This is a genomic window from Chitinophaga caeni, from assembly GCF_002557795.1.
GTDB classification, from domain to species: Bacteria; Bacteroidota; Bacteroidia; order Chitinophagales; family Chitinophagaceae; genus Chitinophaga; species Chitinophaga caeni.
This window is the reverse complement of record NZ_CP023777.1, coordinates 2,241,492-2,262,352: the sequence shown is the minus strand read 5'-3', so window position 1 is coordinate 2,262,352 and position 20,861 is coordinate 2,241,492. Positions and strand designations below refer to the sequence as shown.

Genomic DNA, 20,861 nt, shown 5'->3' with positions numbered 1-20,861 from the left:
AAAAGTTTTGGTGTAAAATGGTTGGTTCCAGATCATCAAAAAATAGTTGCTACTGCAACTGTTGCTAATGCAAATATAAGAATATGCCCGATACTTTCATCAGCAATCCATCATTTTACAAGCTGGATGCTACATTAAAAAAATTGCGCAATTATTGGCAAAAAACATTCGACTCCTTGAATAAGGATATCACGGTGGATCAATGGCTGGTGATTGAAAACATCTACAAGCATAAAAAACTAACGCACAATGAGTTAGCTCGACACACCTCCAAGGATATTACCACGGTATCGAGGATCATTGAATTGTTGGTAAAGAAAGAATTGGTGAGCCGGATGGCATCCAAGGAAGATCGTCGCAAGGTATTTCTACAACTGACGGAGAAGGGTGTAGATAAATATAAAGATGTGAGGCCACTGGTACTGGATATGCGTAAAACGGGTTGGCAAAACTTGTCGGAAAAAGACTATGATGAACTGACACGGATCTTGGATGTAATTTATTCGAATATCCCGTTAGAATAAATTAGCCCTGCGAAGCCCGGGTTACTTACGTTGCCACGACGATCAATCAACTCCGGTTTCGCAGCTAAGCCAATATTATTTTACCATAAATTCTAGCAAACTGTCATTTTCGATAAATGCTTCGAGGCTATCACCGATTTCCACGGGGCCAACACCTGCCGGGGTGCCTGTAAAAATAAGGTCGCCGATGTTGAGGGTGAAATACTTGGAGATATAAGCCACGAGCTTATCGAAGGAGAAAATCATTTCCCCGGTGTTCCCTTGTTGAACTACTTCCTTGTTCTTCTGCAAAGAAAAGTTGAGGTTTGCCAAGTTCAATGTTGGGGCAATGGGGATAAACTTGCCAACGATAGCAGAGTTATCGAATGATTTTGCAATTTCCCAAGGCAATCCTTTGGCCTTCAGCTTCTCTTGGATATCACGCGCCGTAAAGTCAATGCCCACAGTAACCTGGTCGTAATACCTATTGGCAAAACGTTCCTGGATGTGTTTCCCATTTTTCGAAATTCGCAATACCAACTCGCATTCGTAATGTAAGTTTTCCGTAAACTCCGGATAATAAAATGGATGGTTGTTTTGCAGCAGGGCATTTTTGGGTTTCATGAAAATCACGGGTTCGGAGGGCACTTCATTCTTAAGTTCTTCTGCATGTTTGGCATAGTTTCTTCCAACGCAGATAATTTTCATAATGCGTGTATTTAAGGTTAATAAAGCCTATGGTCATTGTTCTATAGCCAATTCTGCAAGGGGTACCGCAACATCGATATCTTATATCCTCCCCGTGTAATTATAAGATATATAAGTGCCGGTATACCCGGAAAAGTGGTCCATAGCTTGAAAGGTAGGGTACCTTTTAGGCATGAAATATACAATTACTTTCTAAGATCAAAAAGCCAGGTTATTATAATTATTCATCGTTCGTTGAATTCCTATAGTGGCAAAGCTTTCAATAATCTCGGTACTTTTTTCGATCTTGGCTTTCACGATTGCAAGTTCCGCTTCTGTCCATTTACCTAGTACAAAGTCAACCTGGCGGCCCTTCTGGTAATTATTCCCAATCCCGAAACGTAACCTCGGGTAATTCGTGGTTCCCAGCAAATCCTGGATATTTTTTAATCCATTATGACCGGCATCACTGCCACTGCCTCTTAACCGCAGGGTTTCAATCGGTAAAGCTAATTCGTCCACGAGAACTAAAATATTCTCCATGGATACCTTCTCCTTATCCATCCAATACTTGACCGCCTTACCGCTCAAGTTCATGTAGGTGTTGGGTTTAATAACAATAAATGTCCTGCCTTTCCATTTAATTTCAGCGATATCGGCTAAACGATCGCCCTTGAAATTACCGTTGTGCTTGGCAACAAACGCATCTGCAATATCAAAACCGATGTTGTGGCGGGTATGGGCGTATTCAGAGCCTATATTACCCAAGCCTACAATGAGGTATTTCATACATTAGCAATATTCATTATATAAGGATACAAAGGTTGTAACCGAGAATTTCGGTGCAGTATAGCAAAAAGATTGCCATATTATCTAAAACTACCGCAAAAATAAAAAGCCCGGCCAAAAAAACAGCCGGGCCATTAAGATAAATTATTTACCCAATTATTTTTTCTTACCTTCTGCTGCCTCTTCTTGACGCAATTGACGTGTCATTACTACGGAAGCTACTGGAATACGGGCAGAGTTCATAATCTCCATGTTTGGAGCTTCGATGTCCTCTACGCGGATATTTTCATTGAGCTCTAAATTTTCAACGCTAACTTCTAAGTGCTCTACCAAATCTTTCGGTAAAGACTTAACTTTTACAGTCTTCATCTTTACTACTAACCTACCACCGGCTTTAACACCTACGGATTGGCCTACTAACTTAACAGGGATGGAAACGATCACTTTCTTGTCGTCTACCAATTCCATGAAGTCAATGTGTGCTAATTCGTCAGTTACCTTGTCAAATTGTAAGTCTTTCACTACACATTTGTAAACTTTGCCGTCCAATTTAATTTCCGCAAGTTGGAAACGGGAAGTGTAAACTAAGGGTTTTAATACCGCGATTGGAGCAGAAAATGAAATGCTATCAGCACCCCCGTAAATAACACAAGGCACTTTCTCCTCAGAACGAAGTTGGCGGGTGGCTTTTTTGCCTAGGTCGCTCCTGAGTTGTCCTTCGATTGTTACTGTGTTCATTGATTAAACATTTATAAATTAAAAAGTAAAAACTTGTTTATTAGCGATCCCTTCGCTGGCTGTGCACGAACAAGCTCGTTATAGACTTGTTTTCATGCATATTTCGGATTGCTACCGCGAACAAATCCGCCACGCTGATCACCTTGATTTTCGGGCATTCTTGCTTCAATGGAATGGTGTCGCACACCACCAACTCATCAAGCACCGAATTTTCAATATTCTCGTAAGCTTTACCACTCAAAACCGGGTGCGTACAGAAAGCGCGAACACTCCTTGCCCCTTTCTCCATCAACAAGGCCGCTGACTTAGTCAATGTACCGGCAGTGTCGCAGATATCATCAATTAAAACGATGTCCTTATCTTTCACATCACCGATCACTACCATGGAAGCAATCTCGTTAGCACGCTTACGATGCTTGTCGCAAATCACCATTTCAGCATTGAAATACGACGCAACTTCCCTTACGCGGGTAGTACTACCCACATCTGGGGACGCAAAGGTAAGATTTTCTAGCTTTAGATTTTCTATATAAGGTATAAAAATTGCAGAGCTGTCGAGATGATCTACCGGGATATCGAAGAAAGCCTGGATTTGCGGTGCGTGCAAATCCATGGTAATCACACGGTTAGCACCAGCAGAAGTCAACAAATTAGCTACCAATTTGGAGCCGATTGCTACGCGTGGCTTGTCTTTACGATCTTGCCTTGCAAACCCGAAATAAGGTATTACCACCGTGATATAACCCGCAGAAGCACGTTTTGCGGCGTCAATCATCAATAATAATTCCATAAGATTGTCGGAAGGCGCGTTGGTACCTTGTACCAAGAAAACGTAGTCACCGCGAATACTTTCCAAAAAGACCGGCTGAAATTCGCCGTCACTAAATTTTTGGATTTTGACCTTACCCAGGCCGTTGCCGTACCTGGCCGCAATTTTCTCTGCCAAGGCAGGATTGCTATTGCCCGTAAAGATTTTAACTGATGGATTCATGATCAAGGAAAAGAGCTGCAAAACTAAGGATTTTACCCGCATATCAATCCTTTGCAGACATTTTTTTTAGGATGAACCCAAATAAAAGTTCTAAAAAGCCCTACTGTCCACTATTAGGGAAATAAAGGAGAAAATTTTGGAGAAATGCTAAAAATATTAGTATTTCAAAACTAAAAATATTAGCTTTGAGAAAATTGGAGGGAAATATGGAAGCAATTATTTATTTGGAAGCCCCGGTACTAAAAAGCATTAAACATTGGCCAGAAGAGGATAAACCCAGGGAAAAACTTTACCGTAAGGGAGCATCATCGTTAAGTAATAAAGAGCTCTTGGGTATTCTCATCCAGTCTGGAAACGGGAAGAAATCTGCCGTAGAACTAGCGGATGAAATCCTACAGTTGTCGCAAAACAAGTTAGCAGAACTAGCCAAGCAAGACATCAGGTTCTTACTCCAGGTAAATGGCATCGGTCCCGCCAAAGCGATAACAATTGCAGCGGCATTAGAATTGGGCAGGAGAAGGCAGTGCGAGGGGCATTTAGACAAAACTACAATTACCAATAGCCGGGAAGCAGCCAATTATTTACAACCCCTGTTAGCCGATCAAGACCACGAATCGTTTCATGCGCTCTTTTTAAATCATTCCAGCAAAGTGGTACACCACCGCTGTATCAGCCAAGGAGGAATGACGGCAACCGTAGTAGATCCGAAAATTGTTTTCAAGGAGGCATTATTATATAAAGCCACGAAAATACTTGTATGTCACAACCACCCTTCAGGCTCATTGAAAGCAAGCCTCGCGGATATTAATATCACGAAAAAACTTGTCCAAGCAGGCAGGCTATTAGATATTGAAGTCATTGATCACCTGATAGTTTCCGATCATGGTTACTTTAGCTTTAAGGAAGATGGTTTGATTTGATAGGTTGCCGTATAAAGAAAGAAGTATAACGCAATATTTACAGTTTAGATATCACATTTTTGATACAGGGGCCTTATCAGGCGATATGAGACCACTTGGTACCGGGGATAACGGTAAAACATACAATAGATAACTGTAAAACATATAATCATGATATGGCTCAGTTAAGCCGAAAATAATATAGTTCTTTGAAATACCATTGTTTGTTGAAATTGTTCGTGAAAAAACCTAGCCGGCTTGCATATTTATTGGCGTTTGCAAATTTTGCATGAATTGATGATAATTTTTCATGGCACTGTTAGTATTTGCCTTCATGTATTAGATGAATTCGATTTTAATGGGATTCATATATTTTTCTTTATCATTTAGTAATTACATCTTTACTTTGCAGCAATATTTTATATTGTTTTTGGCAAATAAATCGTAATCATATGCTTAAAATCGGATTGTTCGGCGTAGGTCACCTTGGGAAAATTCATTTATCGCAGCTTACCAATATGAAAGATGTAGAGGTCGTAGGATTTTTTGATCCCAACGACAGCAATGCCTCAAGCGTGCACGACCAGTACGATATTAAGCGTTATACCTCTGCCGAAGAACTCATATTGGCAGTAGATGCGATTGATATCGTTGCCCCTACCACCTTGCATTTCCAGATTTGTGAAATGGCAATCCGGAATGGAAAACACATTTTCGTGGAAAAGCCCATGACCAATACCATCGATGAAGGTAAAACCCTGGTAAAGTTAGTTGAAGAGGCAAATGTGAAATTTCAGGTGGGACACGTAGAGCGTTTTAACCCTGCATTCCTCGCCCTGAAGGGATACCAACTCAAGCCCATGTTTATCGAGGTGCATAGGTTGGCAGAATTTAATCCACGCGGTACCGATGTTAGCGTTATCCTCGACCTGATGATTCATGATATTGACATTGTCCTAAGCATAGTAAAATCCACTATTAGCAGGATATCTGCAAGCGGGGTTGCCGTGATGAGCGATACACCCGACATTGCTAACGTACGTATCGAATTTCATAACGGTTGCGTCGCCAACCTTACTTCCAGCCGGATCTCGTTAAAAAAGATGCGTAAAATGCGGCTGTTCCAAAAAGATGCCTACATCGGCATCGATTTCCTGGATAAGAAAACAGAGATCATCAAGTTAAAAACACCGGAAGATGAAGGGAAATTTACCTTGGATATTGCCACCAATTCCGGTAAGAAAACCATCGCTATTGATAACCCGGAAGTAAAACAGTCAAACGCCATTCGGATGGAACTCGAACTTTTCCGTGACAGCATCTTGAATAATACACCTGTACCCGTTAACGCGATTGATGGCTTCCAAGCCTTGGAAGTTGCACACCAAATATTAAACAAAATTAATAAAGGGCAAGGGAGCAGCGACCAACAATGATCACGGGCTTAAGGGTTTCAAGGATTATTATAGCCCTTTTGATTGATGTTTCTTGTATTATGATTTGGGCGTAGATTTTGTTTTTGTTTTTCCGGCTTTTGGGTTGCTAACTGTTATTTAAGAGGGATTCTGCAATTATCAAATCCAAGGGGCGGGTAATTTTTATATTGCCCTCTTCTCCATCTACTAAATGAACCGCATGGCCTGTTTGCTCTATGACGGTTGCTTCATCCGTAAATGATTCGTTATAGGTTGTTTCAAATGCCGGTACAATGATCTCTGAAAGAAAAGTTTGCGGCGTTTGGATGATTTTATAATGTTCCCTGTTCACTGCTTTATTGATACCTTCTTCGGGAAACAACTGCCTGACACTATCTTTCATGGGAATGGCCGGAATGGCATTACCATATTTTAACGCATGTTCACGGCAACTGTGTATAAGCTGGCTGCTTACCAAGGGCCGTACTCCATCATGTATAAATACTACCGCAGGATCATCTATTTGAGCTAAACCATTCTTTACGGAATGGAAACGGGTTGCACCTCCTTCAATAATAGTGATAGAACCCGGCTTACTTAGCTTGGGAATGATAGCCGCCGCCATGGCCAAGTGGGCTTTTGGTAATACCAATATGATTTCTATATCTTCCAAGGCATCTAAAAACGCCTGTACGGTGTGTTGAATTATGGGTAGGCCAGACAGATGCAAGAACTGCTTGGGCTTGTCAGCACCCATTCTTTGACCCGAGCCCCCGGCAACTATAACGGCTATATTCTTCCTGGCTTGCATAGTAATAGTAAAATTGAATCTGAAGTAAAAATAAAAGATATAAGCTGTAAAAATAAGAATTTCCCCTTGGGAGAGAATCAAGCACTACCAGCGCTTAAAGAAGGTGCATAAAAAAAGGTCCCGTTTGATGACGGAACCTTTCCATGTAATATTGTAGATGATTATAAAATCAACATGGCATCTCCATAACTGAAGAAGCGATACTTTTCTTTGATAGCTTGCTGGTAAGCTTCCATGATAAGATCGTAACCTGCAAATGCGCAGACCATGATTATCAAACTAGTTTTAGGTAGGTGGAAGTTGGTTACCAAGGAATTAGGAATCGAGAAATCATACGGGGGATGAATGAACGTATTCGTCCAACCTTCGGCAGCCTTCAAATGATTTTGAGCCGTCACGGAAGATTCTACAGCACGTACACTGGTAGTACCGATAGCACAGACACGGCGGTTTTCCTCTTTCGCTTTGTTAACGATTTTAACAGCATTCTCCTCGATATGGAAATACTCGGCATCCATCTTGTGCTTGCTCAAATCTTCTACCTCGATCGGGCGGAATGTACCTAAACCCGTATGCAAAGTTACTTCCGCAAACTTAACCCCCTTGATTTCCAAGCGCTTAATCAATTCACGGCTAAAGTGTAAACCTGCTGTCGGGGCAGCCACGGCACCTTCATACTTAGCGTAAACTGTTTGATAACGCTCTTTATCGTCATCTTCCGGCTTACGTTTGATATACTTTGGTAGCGGTGTTTCACCTAAACTTTCCAGTACTTGTTTAAACTCTTCTTCAGAACCATCGAACAAGAAACGGATCGTACGACCACGTGAAGTGGTGTTGTCTATAACCTCGGCAACCAAAGACTCATCATCCCCGAAATATAACTTGTTGCCCACGCGGATTTTACGAGCCGGGTCAACAATTACATCCCAAAGGCGGTTTGTTTTATTCAGTTCACGCAACAAGAACACTTCGATTTTAGCACCGGTTTTCTCTTTACGTCCGTACAAACGTGCAGGGAATACTTTCGTATTGTTCACGATCATTACGTCTTTGTCATTGAAATAACCCAGGATGTCTTTGAATAACTTGTGTTCAATCTTTCCAGAATCCCTGTGCACGACCATTAAACGAGATTCGTCCCTGGTCTTAGATGGGTGTTGCGCAATCAGGTTGGTTGGGAGGTCAAATCTAAATTGTGATAATTTCATATTACGGTATGAATGAATTTTAAAGGGTGCAAAGTTACGATTATTAATCAACTCGACCAAAAAAGAACAATTCTTTTCTCTAAAAGTTTAATTGGCAATCAGTAAAATATAACTCTAACCGTGCATTTTTTGCCCGGGAATAGCATCGATCAACTTCCGGGTATATGTTGAACTAGGATTCATGTAAATGGCATCCGCGTTGCCCATCTCTTCTATCTTACCTTTTCTCATTACCATCATCCTATCACTTATAAAATGAACCACCGATAAATCATGCGAAATAAATATATATGTGAAATTAAATTCCTTTTGTAAATCCATTAGCAGGTTTAATACTTGGGCTTGTATACTTACGTCCAAAGCTGAAACAGATTCATCGCAAATAATAAAACTCGGCTCCACCGCCAAAGCCCTTGCAATTACTATCCTTTGACGTTGTCCACCGGAAAATTCATGCGGATAGCGACTATAATGAGCCGGTTGCAAGTTAACCTTGGTAAGCAATTCCAAAACTTTTTCCTTCCTCAGCTTATCATTACCGTACATCCCGTGTACTTTCATCGGTTCCAAAATCGCTTCCCCGATCGTTAACCTGGGGTTCAAGGATGAATAAGGATCTTGGAAAATTAACTGCATCTCCTTACGGATATCGTGCATTTCAGATCGCGAACAGTCCAGCAAGCTTCGTCCCTTGTAAATAATTTCTCCGCCGGTAGGTTCCGTCAACCTAAGTAAACTACGGCTTAAGGTAGTCTTACCGCAACCCGATTCGCCCACTAGGCCAAGGGTTTCACCTTCTTTAACATCAAAACTAATACCATCTACCGCCTTGAACCATTCCGTCACCTTCCCGAAGAAATTTTTCTTCACCGGGAACCATTTATTCAAATTTCTCACCTCCAAAATGGTTTGCCGGTTTCCCAGGGAATGCAACCTTTCCTCGATGCTGCTGATCGGTACCACCAAGGATTGTTGCAAACTCTTTATATCGGTAAATTTTTCCTTGAAAGTACCACCGGGAAGCATCTCCATAAAGTCCAAAATTACCGGCAGCCGCGTAAGCTTATGGTCCAATGAAGGTCGGCAAGCCAATAACCCCTTCGTATAAGGATGCCGGGGATGTTGAAATACTTCCTTTACCGACCCTTCCTCAACAATCCCCCCTTTATACATTACCAGCACGCGGTCGGCAATATCAGCCACCACGCCCAAGTCGTGGGTAATGAAAATTACCCCCATACCGAGTTCTTCCTGTAGGGATTTAATGAGGCTTAATATTTCTTTTTGAACCGTCACATCCAGGGCCGTAGTTGGCTCATCAGCAATCAATAAAGATGGCTTGCAACAGATGGCCATAGCAATCATAACCCGCTGTTTTTGTCCTCCCGAAAGTTCATGCGGGTATTTATCGATCATTTGTTCCGGCATCGGCAATTGCACCTGGGTAAACAACTCGATGGTTTGGCGGCGAGCCTCCCTTTTACTTACTTTTTTGTGCAATCGCAGGGCTTCCATTACCTGGTTTCCACATGTATATAATGGATTCAGGGAAGTCATCGGCTCTTGGAATATCATACCGATATCATTCCCGCGGTAAGCTTGGACCTGCTGTCCAGGAATTGTTAATAAGTTTTGATGGTGATAGGCTTTCGCGTTGAAGATGATTTTTCCTGCCGTAATTTTTCCAGGTGATTGAATCAACTGCATGATGGAAAGTGCGGTAACCGATTTCCCGGAACCGCTTTCCCCTACGATTGCCAATAATTCACCCGGGGCAACATGAAAAGAGATGCCCTTAACAGCGTTAGTGGTATGCCCGGTAGATTGGAATGCTACTTCCAGGCCTTCCACGGAGATCAAGGCTTTTTTGTCCATTAAAACCGGAGATGTTTTACCGTGAGGTGATTGTTGATTAAGTTATTCAGGGAATCGATACCGATTCTTAAATGGCGCTCTACGAACTTAGATGTTACCTTACGGTCGCTGGCAGCTGTTTTTACCCCTTCCGGCACCATTGGTTGATCAGAAACTAATAACAATGCACCCGTGGGGATTTTGTTATAAAACCCGACAGAAAATATGGTAGCCGTTTCCATATCAACACCCATGGCACGGATACTTTCCAAGTAAGCTTTAAATTCTTCGTCATGCTCCCATACCCGGCGGTTGGTAGAATAACAGGTACCCGTCCAGTAATCGCATTCATATTCCCGGATAGTGGTCGAGATCGCTTTTTGCAAAGCAAAGGCCGGCAACGCGGGAACTTCGGGTGGAAAATAATCATTCGAGGTACCTTCTCCCCTGATGGCAGCGATAGGCAAGATTAAATCACCTATAGCATTTTTCTTCTTCAAACCGCCACATTTACCTAAAAACAAAACTGCTTTCGGTTTGATGGCCGATAGTAAATCCATAACGGTAGCAGCGCTGGGGCTGCCCATCCCGAAGTTGATAATAGTTATATCTCCCGCCGTTGCACAGGGCATGGGTTTATCCATTCCAACAATCTTCACGTTGTTCCATTCAGCAAAAAGGGTGAGATAATTCGTAAAATTAGTTAGGAGAATGTGAGATCCAAAGTTTTCCAACTTCTCTCCCGTATAGCGAGGGAGCCAATTAGCTACAATTTCTGCTTTTGTCTTCATAGCTTTTTGACAAGTAAATATAAGTAAAAAGGATGAATCAACCTTATTTACTTAGTTTTGTAAGGTGATTCCTATTCAATTTCCAGAACCGACATTTAAAATTGTTCAGCAAAACGGGCAGCATCAAATTTGGGATGCTTACCGGAAGAAATATGTTGTTTTAACCCCGGAGGAATGGGTAAGACAAAACTTCATGACTTACCTTGTTCAAACATTAAAATATCCATCAGCTCTTATAGCCCTAGAGCGGGAAATCTTGCTGGGCACGTTGAAGAAACGTTGCGACATCGTTGTTTACAACCGGGAGATGCAGCCTTGGATGATCGTGGAATGTAAAGAAATGAAAGTGCCGCTTTCAGAAAATGTACTGGACCAAGTCATCCGTTACCACTTGGCCATACCTGCAACTTACCTCGTAATCACGAACGGGCAACATACCTTTTGTTGCCACATGGATAAATTTGGCGGCAAAGCTACTTTCATGCAAGAATTGCCGGTTTACCCATAAAAATGCCCTGCCGTTTAGGGCAAGGCATTTTTGGCATATAAATATTGTAATAAAAATATTAAGGGAAAATACCCAGTTGTTCGTAAGAAGCACCTACTTTGTCGATAGCAGCTACATAAGCAGCGGTACGCATATCGTTGATCTTAGGATTCTTCATATAAGCTTCTCTCACTTCATGCAAGGCCGTGTACATGGTTTCTTCCAAACCGGAATACACTAAATCCACCTCGTCGGCGCCGTGAGCGATAAATTTACGTTCTTGTGCAGACACTTTTTTGCCGGTTAAATCTTCGATAACCTGTAAAATGTGAATGTTCATATTCTCATCGAAGCGTTTACCGAGGCGACCGTAACGAACATGGCTCAGGTTTTTCAACCATTCGAAGTATGAAACGGTCACACCACCAGCATTCAGGAACATATCCGGTACTACGATTACGCCTTTTTTGGCTAGGATTTCGTCGGCTTCCGGCGTAATGGGACCATTTGCAGCTTCACCGATGATCTTAGCTTTAATGCGCGGGGCATTATCGGCATCGATCACGTTTTCCAGGGCAGCCGGGATCAAGATATCACAATCCACTTCCAGTCCTTCCATGTTGATAGTAAGGTTTTTACTCCCTGGGAAGTTCAAAATCGAACCGGTTTCTTGACGGTGTTTCAGTACTTCGTCGGGATTCATTCCTTTTTCACTATAGATGGCGCCATCAAACTCGATCAGGCAAGTGATTTTAGATCCTGCTTCGTAAAAGTATTTGGCAGCATGGTAACCCACGTTACCTAAACCTTGGATTACAACACGTTTCCCGTCTAAACCGGGTTCCAAACCCAGCTTTTCCATGTCTTCCTTCACGTTGCAAAGTTCGCGCAAACCGTAGAAAACACCTAAACCGGTAGCTTCCTTACGTCCGCGCACACCGCCTTGAGCAATGGGTTTACCGGTAACGCAACCGAGGCCATCCACTTCACCGGGACGGAGGCTCATATATGTATCGAGGATCCAGCTCATTTCGCGTTCACCGGTACCGTAATCAGGTGCAGGAACGTCGATGCCGGGGCCGATAAAGTTTTTCTTCACCAATTCAGCCGTGTAACGGCGGGTGATTGCTTCCAATTGGAACGGGGTATAATTGCGGGGGTTAATCTTGATACCACCTTTAGCGCCACCGAAAGGAACGTTTACGATAGCACATTTGTAAGTCATCAGGGCGGCCAGGGCCATCACCTCATCTTGATTCACCTCTTCGCTGAAACGGATACCACCTTTACAGGGCAATTTATGATGCGAGTGTTGTACACGGTAAGCCTCGATCACCTCGATCGAACTACCAACTCTCACGGGGAATCTCATGCGATAAACCGAGTTACAGGCCTTGATTTGCTCAAGGATACCCTTTTCCCACTTGGTAAATTGCGCTGCTTTATCGAAGCTTCTTTCTACACTACTGAAGAAATTATAGTGAGCTTCCGGTGCAAGTGCGTTAGCCATAAAAAAATTGTTTTGGATATTGTTTTGGTATGTTTAGTTAGAATTTGCTTGTTCGTCTTCTAATTTCTTTAAGCGGCGATCCAGTCTAAAAAGGTATAACACGATACCGATAAAAATGATCACTAGAACAGCCACAACTACGTTAATCTTATCGTCTTTCCGCATCCATTCATTCAGGAATCCGGTTTCCGTATTTTGTTGTTGAGCCGATGCCACCGAAGATATCAGCAATAAGAATAAGTTGGCCAGCAAAAAGAAGGTTCTTTTAACCATGAAGTATATTTTTAAGCGCTAATTTTTTATATCGAACACGTAAAGTATAGATCCAAACACTGAGCAGCGTCCAACCGGTAAATGCGGGGTAAAACACCATTTGCAAGGTATGGGCTGTATCGCTAGACTTAAAGCCAGGCGTACTGGCGCTTCCCGGGTGTAAGGATTCTTGCATCCTCGGTATGATATAGGTTAGCGGAATCAGTAAAGCGAAGGCGAAAATGTTATATATGGCTGACACTTTAGCCCTTTTATCCAAATCGGTAAAAGACATTCTCAGTACGAGGTAAGCGAGATAGATCAATAAAGCGATGAAAGTACTAACCTGCTTAGGATCATCCGTAAGGGTTCCACCCCAGGTATAAGTGGCCCAAAGTGAGCCGGTCAGGAAACCCATTACCCCGAATAGCACCCCAACACTACCGGCGCTGGAAGCTAAAATGTCCATCTTCAGGTTATTGGAAGCTAAATAACGGATCGAGTTAACGACAGAGATCGTGAACAAAGTGTACATCGCGATCCACATGGGAACGTGAAAAACAAGATTCCGGGAGGTTTGACCATTTGTTCCGATAGATGGAATCTGGATATAAAAACCTGCTATAATAGTGTATAATAAGAGTATTACACTTAAAATTTTCCACCAATGTTTCTTCATTGTTCCTCGTGATATGTGGGGGCAAACCTACAGGTTTTATGAATAATCACAAAGCTTTTCCAGGAAATTCGGATTCGTATAAAAGCCCTGCAATAGTTTGAATAACCTTCAGAAAGCCCACGGTTTTATTTGAAATTAATGAATATTTGAAATCATTGTTGTCCGACTAAATTTTAACCGGGGAGCAATTTGATCCCGCAATAGTTCGATTCAATGATCATCTGCTCGTTTCTTGCACTTTTTTGTTTACCCAAAAAAGCACCAAAAAAGGGCACAAATTGGCCATCACGGCCACCAATTTGATCGCTCGATCTGGCCTTGCTACTACTGTATGGCCAAGCTACCCTTCGCTATCAACGGTGCGAAGTTCCACGGTTCTCTTGGCGGGGGGTGAATGTATCATCATTCGCTTATATCCTTGTCCAGGTAAGGAATTCAAGTACCTTTAAAGCATTTTTAGCTGGACAACAATGTTTTGAAATGATTAATCTTTCCATAAAAACGGGAAAAGTATACAGGCCAAAGCTATCACCAGTATATCCATACCCGCCAATAAGTAAAACATCCTCGTTAAACCGGGCTGCAAAACTGCTATAAATGCACTTCTCGAAATATTGGCCAATAACATCAATACCGGTAAAACCAGCGGGAATCCCATAATAGCCATCAGGGCTGCGTTCTGGCTTGCCTGGGCTGCCAATGCCGCCAGCATCGTAAATAAAAGCGATAAACTTACGCCACCCAACAATACCACCCCGATAAAATACAAGGGCTTAATAATAGGATTACCCAAGAAGATAACACAGCAAACCAAGGCAATGACACTCATGATAATCATCAACAATACGTTGTAGATCAGCTTCGCCAAGATAAACTGCCTCGGGTGAACGATAGCATAAAAATACAGTAAACGTCCCTTGCTCTCCTGCAAAAAGCTTTTTGCTATAGCATTCACACATACAAACAGCTGCACAACCCAAAACAGTGCATTCCAGATCTTTTCATCCGGCTGGTGAATCATCAGGTTGATGACAAACACGGTTGAAAACACGTATAGCAAAATGCCGAAAAAAGCATGTTTTTGGCGCCATTCCAGCACCATATCCTTTTTAACCAGGAACCAAATTTGTTGTATCGCAGTCATCTCGGCAACAAAAATACAATCAATTTATCCACTTCCCCAAGCAAAGCACGATACTTAGTTGTAATTACTTAACTTTACCCACTTTATAAATTTCGCATGAAAAAGATTCTTGTAGCCAATAGGGGGGAAATAGCTTTACGGGTAATGCGTTCTGCGCGTGAATTAGGGATACTGACCGTGGCCGTGTTTTCGGAAGCCGACAGGACGATGCCCTTTGTACAATTTGCCGATGAGGCCATTTGTATCGGGCCGGCCCCATCATCTCAATCTTATTTAATAGGCGATAAGATCATCGCCGTGGCAAAACAAACCGGCGCTGATGCGATCCATCCCGGCTACGGCTTTCTCAGCGAAAATGCAGGCTTTGCCGATGCTGTCACCAAGGCAGGCATCACCTTTATAGGCCCTTCTGCCGCGTCAATCGAGACGATGGGCAGTAAACTGGCCGCCAAGCAAGCCGCTCAAAAGTTCGATGTCCCAATGGTGCCAGGAACCGAAACTCCCCTTAAAGATTTAAATGAAGCCAAGGAAGTAGTTAAAAGAACCGGCTTCCCCATCCTCGTAAAAGCTTCTGCCGGTGGCGGTGGTAAAGGAATGCGGGTTGTTGAACATGAAAAGGACCTGGAAGAGCAAATCCGGCTTGCTAAAAGTGAAGCCCTCAGCGCTTTCGGAGATGATGCCGTGTTTATCGAGAAATATGTTGCGGCGCCGAGGCATATCGAGATTCAAATCTTAGGCGACCAACACGGTAACTATGTTTACCTATTCGAAAGGGAGTGTTCCATCCAAAGAAGGCATCAAAAATTAATCGAAGAAGCCCCATCTTCTATACTTACTCCAGCGATCAGGGCAGCTATGGGACAAAAAGCCGTCGATGTAGCAAAAGCCTGTAATTATTACGGCGCTGGCACGGTAGAATTTCTTGTAGATGAGCAATTGAATTTCTATTTCCTCGAAATGAATACCCGCTTGCAGGTGGAGCACCCGGTAACAGAAATGATTACCGGCCTTGATTTGGTAAAATTGCAAATTGCCATTGCCAGGGGAGAAAAACTGCCATTCAGCCAAGAAGATCTCAAAATCAATGGCCACGCTATCGAATTAAGGATTTGCGCGGAAGATCCAGCAAATAATTTCTTGCCAGACACCGGTTCCTTGAATACTTACATCCGCCCCGACGGTTACGGCGTTAGGGTTGATGATGGTTATGAAGCCGGCATGGACATTCCTATCTTTTACGACCCGATGATTGCTAAATTAATCGCCTGGGGACAAGACCGGGAGGAAGCGCGCAAGCGGTTGATCCGTGCTATTCAAGAATACCGTGTAGAAGGAATCAAAACCACGCTACCATTCGGGGAATGGGCTTTGCAACAGGCCCCATTTATTACCGGTCAATTCGATACCGGTTTTATAGGAAAATATTTCAAAGCAGGCGCGTTAGACAATAATGACCCGATGGAAGCTACGGTGGCCGCACTTCTAGCAGTTCAAGCTTGGGAAGAAGTAGACCCCTTAAAAATCCCGGAGAAGAAAGCTACCAATTGGATCAACAGGCAGGAGATGCGCAAACAGTAACCTATTTTTTACGGGGTTACCGCGTGAAGAACTACCGGAAATAATATAACTTTGCGCCAGTTTGGATATGCAACAGCTCATTTTAAATATTCTAGCATTCTTTTATAAGCCGTTTGAAAAATATATTCCTTTTCAAACTTTCCGTTACGTAGCTTGTGGCGGAGGCAATACGGTGCTGGATATTTTAATATATTTCATCAGCTACAATTTTATCCTGCAAAAATCCATGGTTGACCTCGGGATTGTTACGATCTCGCCGCATATCATGGCATTTATCATTTCTTTTTCCATCACGTTCCCCACAGGTTTTTTACTCTCTAAATACATTGTATTTTCGGAATCCAACTTGCGGGGAAGGGTGCAATTATTCCGCTATTTCCTACTGGTCGCGATCTGCATCGCCCTCAATTATATTTTCCTGAAATTGTTCGTAGAACATTTCCATTTGTACCCGACCGTTTCCAAGATTTTGACTACGATCATCGTGGTATGTTTCAGCTATATTACGCAGAAAAAATTCACATTTAAGGTTAAAAACCCAATAGTGGCTACAAATGGCGAAACCTCCGCCACTATCCAGCAATAATTTTATTTTTCGTTGTAATAACAATGCCTACACCGCGGCTCGTACAAGTCTTTTTCCCCGAGTAAAAAAGTATTGTCATCCCCGCTTTTACGGAAAGAGTAATTGGCAATATTGCCACATTTCACGCAGATGGCGTGTAACTTGGTAATATATTCTGCCCTCGCTAGTAATTGCGGTATCGGGCCAAAAGGCCTGGCCTGGTAATCCATATCCAGCCCGGCAACAATTACCCTGATACCTCTCAAGGCGAGTGTTTCACAAACATTGGGTAACTCCGGATCAAAAAATTGTGCTTCATCGATGCCAATTACATCCGCCTCTTGCGCAAGTAATAATATTTGTTGAGAACTCTCAATAGGGGTTGACACCACTTTATTTTCATCGTGCGATACAATATTTTCAAGGTCGTAGCGTGTATCTAATAGGGGTTTATAGATTTCCACCTCCAGGTTGGCGATCTTGGCGCGTTTTAATCGGCGGATCAATTCTTCGGTTTTCCCGGAGAACATGGATCCGCAAACTACTTCAATCCAACCCCTGCGGCTACCGCCTGAAAGTGAAGGTTCAATAAACATATATTATTCTTTTGATAATTAAGTTCTTAAATTCTGTAACTTTATGCAAATAAAAGAAAATCGTTCTAAATGCATTAATACAGGAGTCAGCATGGAAAAAATCAATGCATTAATCGACAAATTGTCATCGCTTAAGGATTCCAATTCCGATTTATACACCATTTCGTATTATTCGCAACTGCTACAGGCAGAAGTGATGCATCATTTGCATCTGCAACAACAATCACAGCCCCAAGCAGCAAGCAGCAAGCCTAATATCGCTGTTATTATGCCCAGTAGGCCCGTGGAAGAAATAGCAGCTATGCAAGCACAACCTACCCCGCCACCACCACCGGCCCTAAACCGGGAAATCGAAGCGGCGCAAACTTTTGCCGCCAAGGTCGAAGTAGCACCGGAACCATCGCCAGAAATTGTAGATCCGCTCCCGGCCCAAAAGCCTTTGGAAACCGAAGAAGTCAATAAAGAAACCGTGGTTTCGAACGGCGCAATTATGCCGAGCCTCTTCGATCTTGCCGCGAACGTGGCAAGCCCGGTGACAACATCACCCAAGAAACCACCTGTTTCCATTGATATAGATGAGGATGAAGCGGATGGTAAATCGCTTAATAACTCCCTCCGTAAAAACACGGTAGAGCTCGGTCAGAAATTGGGCCAGATGAGCATCCCCGATCTAAGGAAAGCAATTGGTATCAATGATAAATTTCAATATATCCAGGAGCTTTTCCGTGGGGATATTGCCATGTACGACAGGTCTGTTAAGACTATCAACGAATTTACCGACATCCACGAAGCCAATAACTGGATAGAAAGGGAACTGAAGCTCAAATTGGGCTGGTTGGAAGAGGACCACCTAGTACAACAGTTTTACAATGTTGTCAGGAAACGTTTTCCATGAATATAATCGAGGATTTTCCGGGTTGCCCCTTGCCGCTCTTCCACGAATTTACCTGCAACCGTGGCAGTTTCCCTGTATTTAGGCATCTCGCTTAGGCCCGCAACTGTGGTGGTAAAAGAAAATACATCCCTAACAATAAATGCACCCCGTAGTTGAACTAATTCGATAGCTTCGGGGAACTTCTCGATATTGGGTCCAAATAGTACGGGTTTGCTATATGTTGCCGCTTCTAGGATATTGTGTAAACCACTCGTGCCGAACCCGCCACCAACATAAGTTACATAAGCATACCTATAAATGGCGCTCAGCATCCCGATATTATCGATAATAAGTACTTTAGAAGTAGTCACCGGGTTCTTAGCATACTCGCTATACCTAGTAGCCCCGGGAAATTTTTGCTGGATTTGCGCGATATGTTCCCCATCGATTTCGTGCGGCGCCAAGATGATAACCCTCCCCTCTTGCTTTGCATTTTGCCACCACGCAGCGATAATTTCTTCATCCTTAGGCCAAGTACTCCCGGCGATTAAAGCTTTTTGCTCCCCAACGAATTGTTCTATCAGCGGTAAGTCCCTCGCTTGTAAGCGCGCGGCCCAAACCCTATCAAAACGGGTATCCCCGGCAAGCGTCACATTATTTAGTTGAATACCGGTTAATAAGCGCAAAGAATCTTCATTTTGCACAAAAATTCTATCAAAACCCTGCAATAATCTCCTAAACATACCACCATAAGGTTTAAAAAACACCTGTTTTTCCCGGAATAGCCCTGAAACCAATACTGTAGGCACATTTTGATAGGACAATTGGGTTAAATAATGGTACCAAAACTCGTATTTGACAAAAATGGCCAATTCCGGGCGAACGATGGCAAGAAAATCCTTTGCATTCTTCCCCGTATCCAATGGCAAATAACATATGGTATCCACTCCTTGATAGTTTTTCTTGTTCTCGTACCCCGAGGGAGAGAAGAATGTCAAGATGAGTTTATAACGGAGATAATCTTTCCTGAAAGCCTCTAACAAGGGGCGTCCCTGCTCAAATTCCCCGAGGGAGGCAGCATGCATCCAAATATAAGGCTGGTCATTTTCCACCGCATCTGCCAATTTTTGCCGCCAATTTTTCCTGCCATCGAGCCATAACCGGGCCTTTTCCTTACCTAAACTGGCCGCGACCCTTACCCCGGCGGCGTATGCAGCAATAGCTATATTGTATAATATTGTAGAAAATCCCACTATAATTACTTTAACGTAATGTTATTAAAATCTTGCAAATATAATCCCCTGCCCAATCTCATTTTTTGTAAATTTGCTCACTTTAAAATAAAAATCTATTTCCTGAATGGTACCGATACAAATGGTTGATTTGAAGCGCCAGTACGCGAAGATAAAATCTCAAGTGGATGTTGCAATGCAAGAAGTACTGGAAAGTGCTGCTTTTATTAACGGGGCACCCGTGCAGATGTTTGGAAAAGAGTTGGAAAATTACCTTGGCATAAAGCATGTCATCAACTGTGCCAACGGTACCGATGCTTTGCAAATTGCTATGATGGCAGCGGGTTTACAGCCTGGCGACGAGGTGATCACCCCTTCTTTCACCTTCATTGCAACTGCCGAGGTGATCGCTTTACTGAACCTGAAACCGATATTTGTAGATGTAGATCCGCAAACATATTGCATTGATCCCGGCAAGATCGAAGCGGCCATTACCCCGAAAACGAAGGCCATCGTCCCGGTACACTTATACGGGCACGTTTGCGATATGGATGCGATCATGGAAATCGCGGATAAACACCAACTTTTAGTGATCGAGGATAATGCGCAAGCTATCGGTGCTGATTATACTTCCAAAGATGGTAGCGTTAAAAAAGCCGGAACGATCGGGCATATTGGCTGCACCTCGTTCTTCCCATCCAAAAACTTGGGATGTTACGGTGATGGCGGCGCTTTATTTACCAATGATGATGCCTTAGCGGCACAGATCAGGATGGTAGCGAATCATGGCCAATCCGCAAGATATTACCATGATGTAGTTGGCGTAAATTCCCGTTTAGATACTTTACAAGCCGTGGTTTTGAGAATCAAACTGCCTTTATTGGATTCCTATATACAAGCTAGGAGAAAGGTAGCTGATACTTATGATGCCGCTTTTGCGAATCATCCCAAAATCGTAACGCCGTTCAGGGCAGCATATAGCTATCATGTATTCCATCAATATACATTGCAGATCGAAGGTGCGGATAGATTAGCCTTGCAAACTTATTTGCAGGAGAAACAAGTGCCGGCAATGATTTATTATCCAGTGCCTGCACATAAACAAAAAATGTTTGCCGCTTTCGGAAGCAGTGCATTTAATTTACCTATTACCGATGAACTAACAACCAAGGTTATTTCCTTACCGATACATACTGAAATGGACGAAGATCAACAGTCACACATCATTGAATCTGTTCTATCATTTTTAAAATAA

22 protein-coding genes are annotated in these 20,861 nt (G+C 42.8%); 8 read left to right on the top strand and 14 right to left on the bottom strand.

Translation table 11 applies throughout. The annotated features are described in order from the left end of the window. Positions 1-83: 83 nt before the first annotated feature. Positions 84-524, top strand: coding sequence for a MarR family winged helix-turn-helix transcriptional regulator (locus COR50_RS09490; RefSeq protein ID WP_098193765.1), 441 nt, complete (start codon positions 84-86; stop codon positions 522-524). Between the two features lie 75 nt (positions 525-599). Here the strand turns inward: COR50_RS09490 and COR50_RS09485 are convergent, their stop codons facing one another. The 4 genes from COR50_RS09485 to COR50_RS09470 all read right to left on the bottom strand — a co-directional run bounded on the left by COR50_RS09485 (position 600) and on the right by COR50_RS09470 (position 3,729). Next, positions 600-1,211, bottom strand: a complete 612-nt coding sequence (locus tag COR50_RS09485; protein WP_098193764.1) for a fumarylacetoacetate hydrolase family protein — start codon at positions 1,209-1,211, stop codon at positions 600-602. 198 nt (positions 1,212-1,409) lie between these two features. Then, complete coding sequence (gene pth / locus COR50_RS09480) at positions 1,410-1,979, bottom strand: aminoacyl-tRNA hydrolase (protein WP_098193763.1); 570 nt, start codon at positions 1,977-1,979, stop codon at positions 1,410-1,412. Positions 1,980-2,135: 156 nt separating this feature from the next. Further along, a complete protein-coding gene (locus tag COR50_RS09475) occupies positions 2,136-2,717 on the bottom strand; it encodes a 50S ribosomal protein L25 (protein ID WP_098193762.1) in 582 nt (193 codons plus the stop codon). A 40-nt stretch (positions 2,718-2,757) separates the two neighbouring features. Continuing rightward, a complete protein-coding gene (locus COR50_RS09470) occupies positions 2,758-3,729 on the bottom strand; it encodes a ribose-phosphate pyrophosphokinase (protein WP_232516329.1) in 972 nt (323 codons plus the stop codon). A gap of 185 nt (positions 3,730-3,914) precedes the next feature. Here COR50_RS09470 and radC point away from each other — a divergent pair, with 185 nt between their 5' ends. After that, positions 3,915-4,628: a RadC family protein gene (gene radC, locus COR50_RS09465; protein WP_098193761.1), complete on the top strand. Its 714-nt coding sequence runs from the start codon at positions 3,915-3,917 to the stop codon at positions 4,626-4,628. Between the two features lie 431 nt (positions 4,629-5,059). Beyond that, the gene (locus COR50_RS09460; RefSeq protein WP_098193760.1) at positions 5,060-6,043 is read left to right on the top strand and encodes a Gfo/Idh/MocA family protein; all 984 of its coding nucleotides are present in this window, start codon (positions 5,060-5,062) and stop codon (positions 6,041-6,043) included. Between the two features lie 106 nt (positions 6,044-6,149). On the opposite strand, the gene COR50_RS09455 is transcribed toward COR50_RS09460, so the two are convergent. The 4 genes from COR50_RS09455 to COR50_RS09440 all read right to left on the bottom strand — a co-directional run bounded on the left by COR50_RS09455 (position 6,150) and on the right by COR50_RS09440 (position 10,689). Further along, on the bottom strand, positions 6,150-6,833 hold the full coding sequence (locus COR50_RS09455) for a 2-C-methyl-D-erythritol 4-phosphate cytidylyltransferase (protein WP_098193759.1): 684 nt from the start codon (positions 6,831-6,833) through the stop codon (positions 6,150-6,152). Positions 6,834-6,994: 161 nt separating this feature from the next. Beyond that, complete coding sequence (gene queA / locus COR50_RS09450; protein ID WP_098193758.1) at positions 6,995-8,044, bottom strand: tRNA preQ1(34) S-adenosylmethionine ribosyltransferase-isomerase QueA; 1,050 nt, start codon at positions 8,042-8,044, stop codon at positions 6,995-6,997. 114 nt (positions 8,045-8,158) lie between these two features. Continuing rightward, positions 8,159-9,919, bottom strand: a complete 1,761-nt coding sequence (locus tag COR50_RS09445; protein ID WP_098193757.1) for an ABC transporter ATP-binding protein — start codon at positions 9,917-9,919, stop codon at positions 8,159-8,161. Then, positions 9,919-10,689, bottom strand: a complete 771-nt coding sequence (locus tag COR50_RS09440) for an AMP nucleosidase (protein WP_098193756.1) — start codon at positions 10,687-10,689, stop codon at positions 9,919-9,921. The genes COR50_RS09445 and COR50_RS09440 overlap by 1 nt, the downstream gene beginning before the upstream one ends. A gap of 64 nt (positions 10,690-10,753) precedes the next feature. On the opposite strand from COR50_RS09440, the gene COR50_RS09435 reads away from it, so the two are divergent. Then, positions 10,754-11,197 (top strand): type I restriction enzyme HsdR N-terminal domain-containing protein, encoded by a 444-nt coding sequence (locus tag COR50_RS09435; protein ID WP_098193755.1) that lies wholly within the window; start codon positions 10,754-10,756, stop codon positions 11,195-11,197. Between the two features lie 58 nt (positions 11,198-11,255). On the opposite strand, the gene COR50_RS09430 is transcribed toward COR50_RS09435, so the two are convergent. From COR50_RS09430 to COR50_RS09415, 4 genes are all read right to left on the bottom strand, one after another. Continuing rightward, entirely contained in the window at positions 11,256-12,686 is a 1,431-nt protein-coding gene (locus COR50_RS09430; protein ID WP_098193754.1) for a Glu/Leu/Phe/Val family dehydrogenase, read from the bottom strand. A gap of 33 nt (positions 12,687-12,719) precedes the next feature. Next, the gene (locus COR50_RS09425) at positions 12,720-12,959 is read right to left on the bottom strand and encodes a CcmD family protein (protein WP_098193753.1); all 240 of its coding nucleotides are present in this window, start codon (positions 12,957-12,959) and stop codon (positions 12,720-12,722) included. Next, positions 12,952-13,617 (bottom strand): cytochrome c biogenesis protein CcsA, encoded by a 666-nt coding sequence (gene ccsA, locus COR50_RS09420; protein WP_098193752.1) that lies wholly within the window; start codon positions 13,615-13,617, stop codon positions 12,952-12,954. Before ccsA ends, COR50_RS09425 begins: the two co-directional genes overlap by 8 nt. Positions 13,618-14,101: 484 nt before the next feature. Continuing rightward, the gene (locus COR50_RS09415) at positions 14,102-14,761 is read right to left on the bottom strand and encodes a heme exporter protein CcmB (RefSeq protein WP_098193751.1); all 660 of its coding nucleotides are present in this window, start codon (positions 14,759-14,761) and stop codon (positions 14,102-14,104) included. 96 nt (positions 14,762-14,857) lie between these two features. Here COR50_RS09415 and accC point away from each other — a divergent pair, with 96 nt between their 5' ends. Then, positions 14,858-16,339 carry an acetyl-CoA carboxylase biotin carboxylase subunit gene (gene accC / locus COR50_RS09410; RefSeq protein WP_098193750.1) on the top strand — a complete coding sequence of 494 codons (1,482 nt, stop codon included), beginning with the start codon at positions 14,858-14,860 and terminating at the stop codon, positions 16,337-16,339. 67 nt (positions 16,340-16,406) lie between these two features. After that, positions 16,407-16,925 carry a GtrA family protein gene (locus tag COR50_RS09405; protein ID WP_098193749.1) on the top strand — a complete coding sequence of 173 codons (519 nt, stop codon included), beginning with the start codon at positions 16,407-16,409 and terminating at the stop codon, positions 16,923-16,925. Positions 16,926-16,927: 2 nt separating this feature from the next. Here the strand turns inward: COR50_RS09405 and COR50_RS09400 are convergent, their stop codons facing one another. Then, positions 16,928-17,500: a thymidine kinase gene (locus COR50_RS09400; RefSeq protein ID WP_098193748.1), complete on the bottom strand. Its 573-nt coding sequence runs from the start codon at positions 17,498-17,500 to the stop codon at positions 16,928-16,930. 91 nt (positions 17,501-17,591) lie between these two features. Here COR50_RS09400 and COR50_RS09395 point away from each other — a divergent pair, with 91 nt between their 5' ends. Then, the gene (locus COR50_RS09395) at positions 17,592-18,395 is read left to right on the top strand and encodes a hypothetical protein (RefSeq protein ID WP_157760719.1); all 804 of its coding nucleotides are present in this window, start codon (positions 17,592-17,594) and stop codon (positions 18,393-18,395) included. Here the strand turns inward: COR50_RS09395 and COR50_RS09390 are convergent. Beyond that, the gene (locus COR50_RS09390) at positions 18,365-19,627 is read right to left on the bottom strand and encodes a 3-deoxy-D-manno-octulosonic acid transferase (RefSeq protein WP_098193746.1); all 1,263 of its coding nucleotides are present in this window, start codon (positions 19,625-19,627) and stop codon (positions 18,365-18,367) included. The genes COR50_RS09395 and COR50_RS09390 overlap by 31 nt on opposite strands. Positions 19,628-19,733: 106 nt before the next feature. Here COR50_RS09390 and COR50_RS09385 point away from each other — a divergent pair, with 106 nt between their 5' ends. Next, positions 19,734-20,861 carry a DegT/DnrJ/EryC1/StrS family aminotransferase gene (locus COR50_RS09385; protein ID WP_098193745.1) on the top strand — a complete coding sequence of 376 codons (1,128 nt, stop codon included), beginning with the start codon at positions 19,734-19,736 and terminating at the stop codon, positions 20,859-20,861.

What these genes read in the sequence shown, in the direction of transcription:
- COR50_RS09460 (WP_098193760.1), top strand. Translation starts at nt 5,060, where the DNA reads ATGCTTAAAATCGGATTGTTCGGCGTAGGTCACCTTGGGAAAATTCAT.
- COR50_RS09440 (WP_098193756.1), bottom strand. Translation starts at nt 10,689, where the DNA reads ATGAAGACAAAAGCAGAAATTGTAGCTAATTGGCTCCCTCGCTATACG.
- ccsA (WP_098193752.1), bottom strand. Translation starts at nt 13,617, where the DNA reads ATGAAGAAACATTGGTGGAAAATTTTAAGTGTAATACTCTTATTATAC.
- COR50_RS09385 (WP_098193745.1), top strand. Translation starts at nt 19,734, where the DNA reads ATGGTACCGATACAAATGGTTGATTTGAAGCGCCAGTACGCGAAGATA.
- COR50_RS09430 (WP_098193754.1), bottom strand. Translation starts at nt 12,686, where the DNA reads ATGGCTAACGCACTTGCACCGGAAGCTCACTATAATTTCTTCAGTAGT.
- radC (WP_098193761.1), top strand. Translation starts at nt 3,915, where the DNA reads ATGGAAGCAATTATTTATTTGGAAGCCCCGGTACTAAAAAGCATTAAA.
- COR50_RS09425 (WP_098193753.1), bottom strand. Translation starts at nt 12,959, where the DNA reads ATGGTTAAAAGAACCTTCTTTTTGCTGGCCAACTTATTCTTATTGCTG.
- COR50_RS09490 (WP_098193765.1), top strand. Translation starts at nt 84, where the DNA reads ATGCCCGATACTTTCATCAGCAATCCATCATTTTACAAGCTGGATGCT.
- queA (WP_098193758.1), bottom strand. Translation starts at nt 8,044, where the DNA reads ATGAAATTATCACAATTTAGATTTGACCTCCCAACCAACCTGATTGCG.
- COR50_RS09415 (WP_098193751.1), bottom strand. Translation starts at nt 14,761, where the DNA reads ATGACTGCGATACAACAAATTTGGTTCCTGGTTAAAAAGGATATGGTG.
- pth (WP_098193763.1), bottom strand. Translation starts at nt 1,979, where the DNA reads ATGAAATACCTCATTGTAGGCTTGGGTAATATAGGCTCTGAATACGCC.
- COR50_RS09485 (WP_098193764.1), bottom strand. Translation starts at nt 1,211, where the DNA reads ATGAAAATTATCTGCGTTGGAAGAAACTATGCCAAACATGCAGAAGAA.
- COR50_RS09475 (WP_098193762.1), bottom strand. Translation starts at nt 2,717, where the DNA reads ATGAACACAGTAACAATCGAAGGACAACTCAGGAGCGACCTAGGCAAA.
- accC (WP_098193750.1), top strand. Translation starts at nt 14,858, where the DNA reads ATGAAAAAGATTCTTGTAGCCAATAGGGGGGAAATAGCTTTACGGGTA.
- COR50_RS09455 (WP_098193759.1), bottom strand. Translation starts at nt 6,833, where the DNA reads ATGCAAGCCAGGAAGAATATAGCCGTTATAGTTGCCGGGGGCTCGGGT.
- COR50_RS09445 (WP_098193757.1), bottom strand. Translation starts at nt 9,919, where the DNA reads ATGGACAAAAAAGCCTTGATCTCCGTGGAAGGCCTGGAAGTAGCATTC.
- COR50_RS09405 (WP_098193749.1), top strand. Translation starts at nt 16,407, where the DNA reads ATGCAACAGCTCATTTTAAATATTCTAGCATTCTTTTATAAGCCGTTT.
- COR50_RS09400 (WP_098193748.1), bottom strand. Translation starts at nt 17,500, where the DNA reads ATGTTTATTGAACCTTCACTTTCAGGCGGTAGCCGCAGGGGTTGGATT.
- COR50_RS09395 (WP_157760719.1), top strand. Translation starts at nt 17,592, where the DNA reads ATGGAAAAAATCAATGCATTAATCGACAAATTGTCATCGCTTAAGGAT.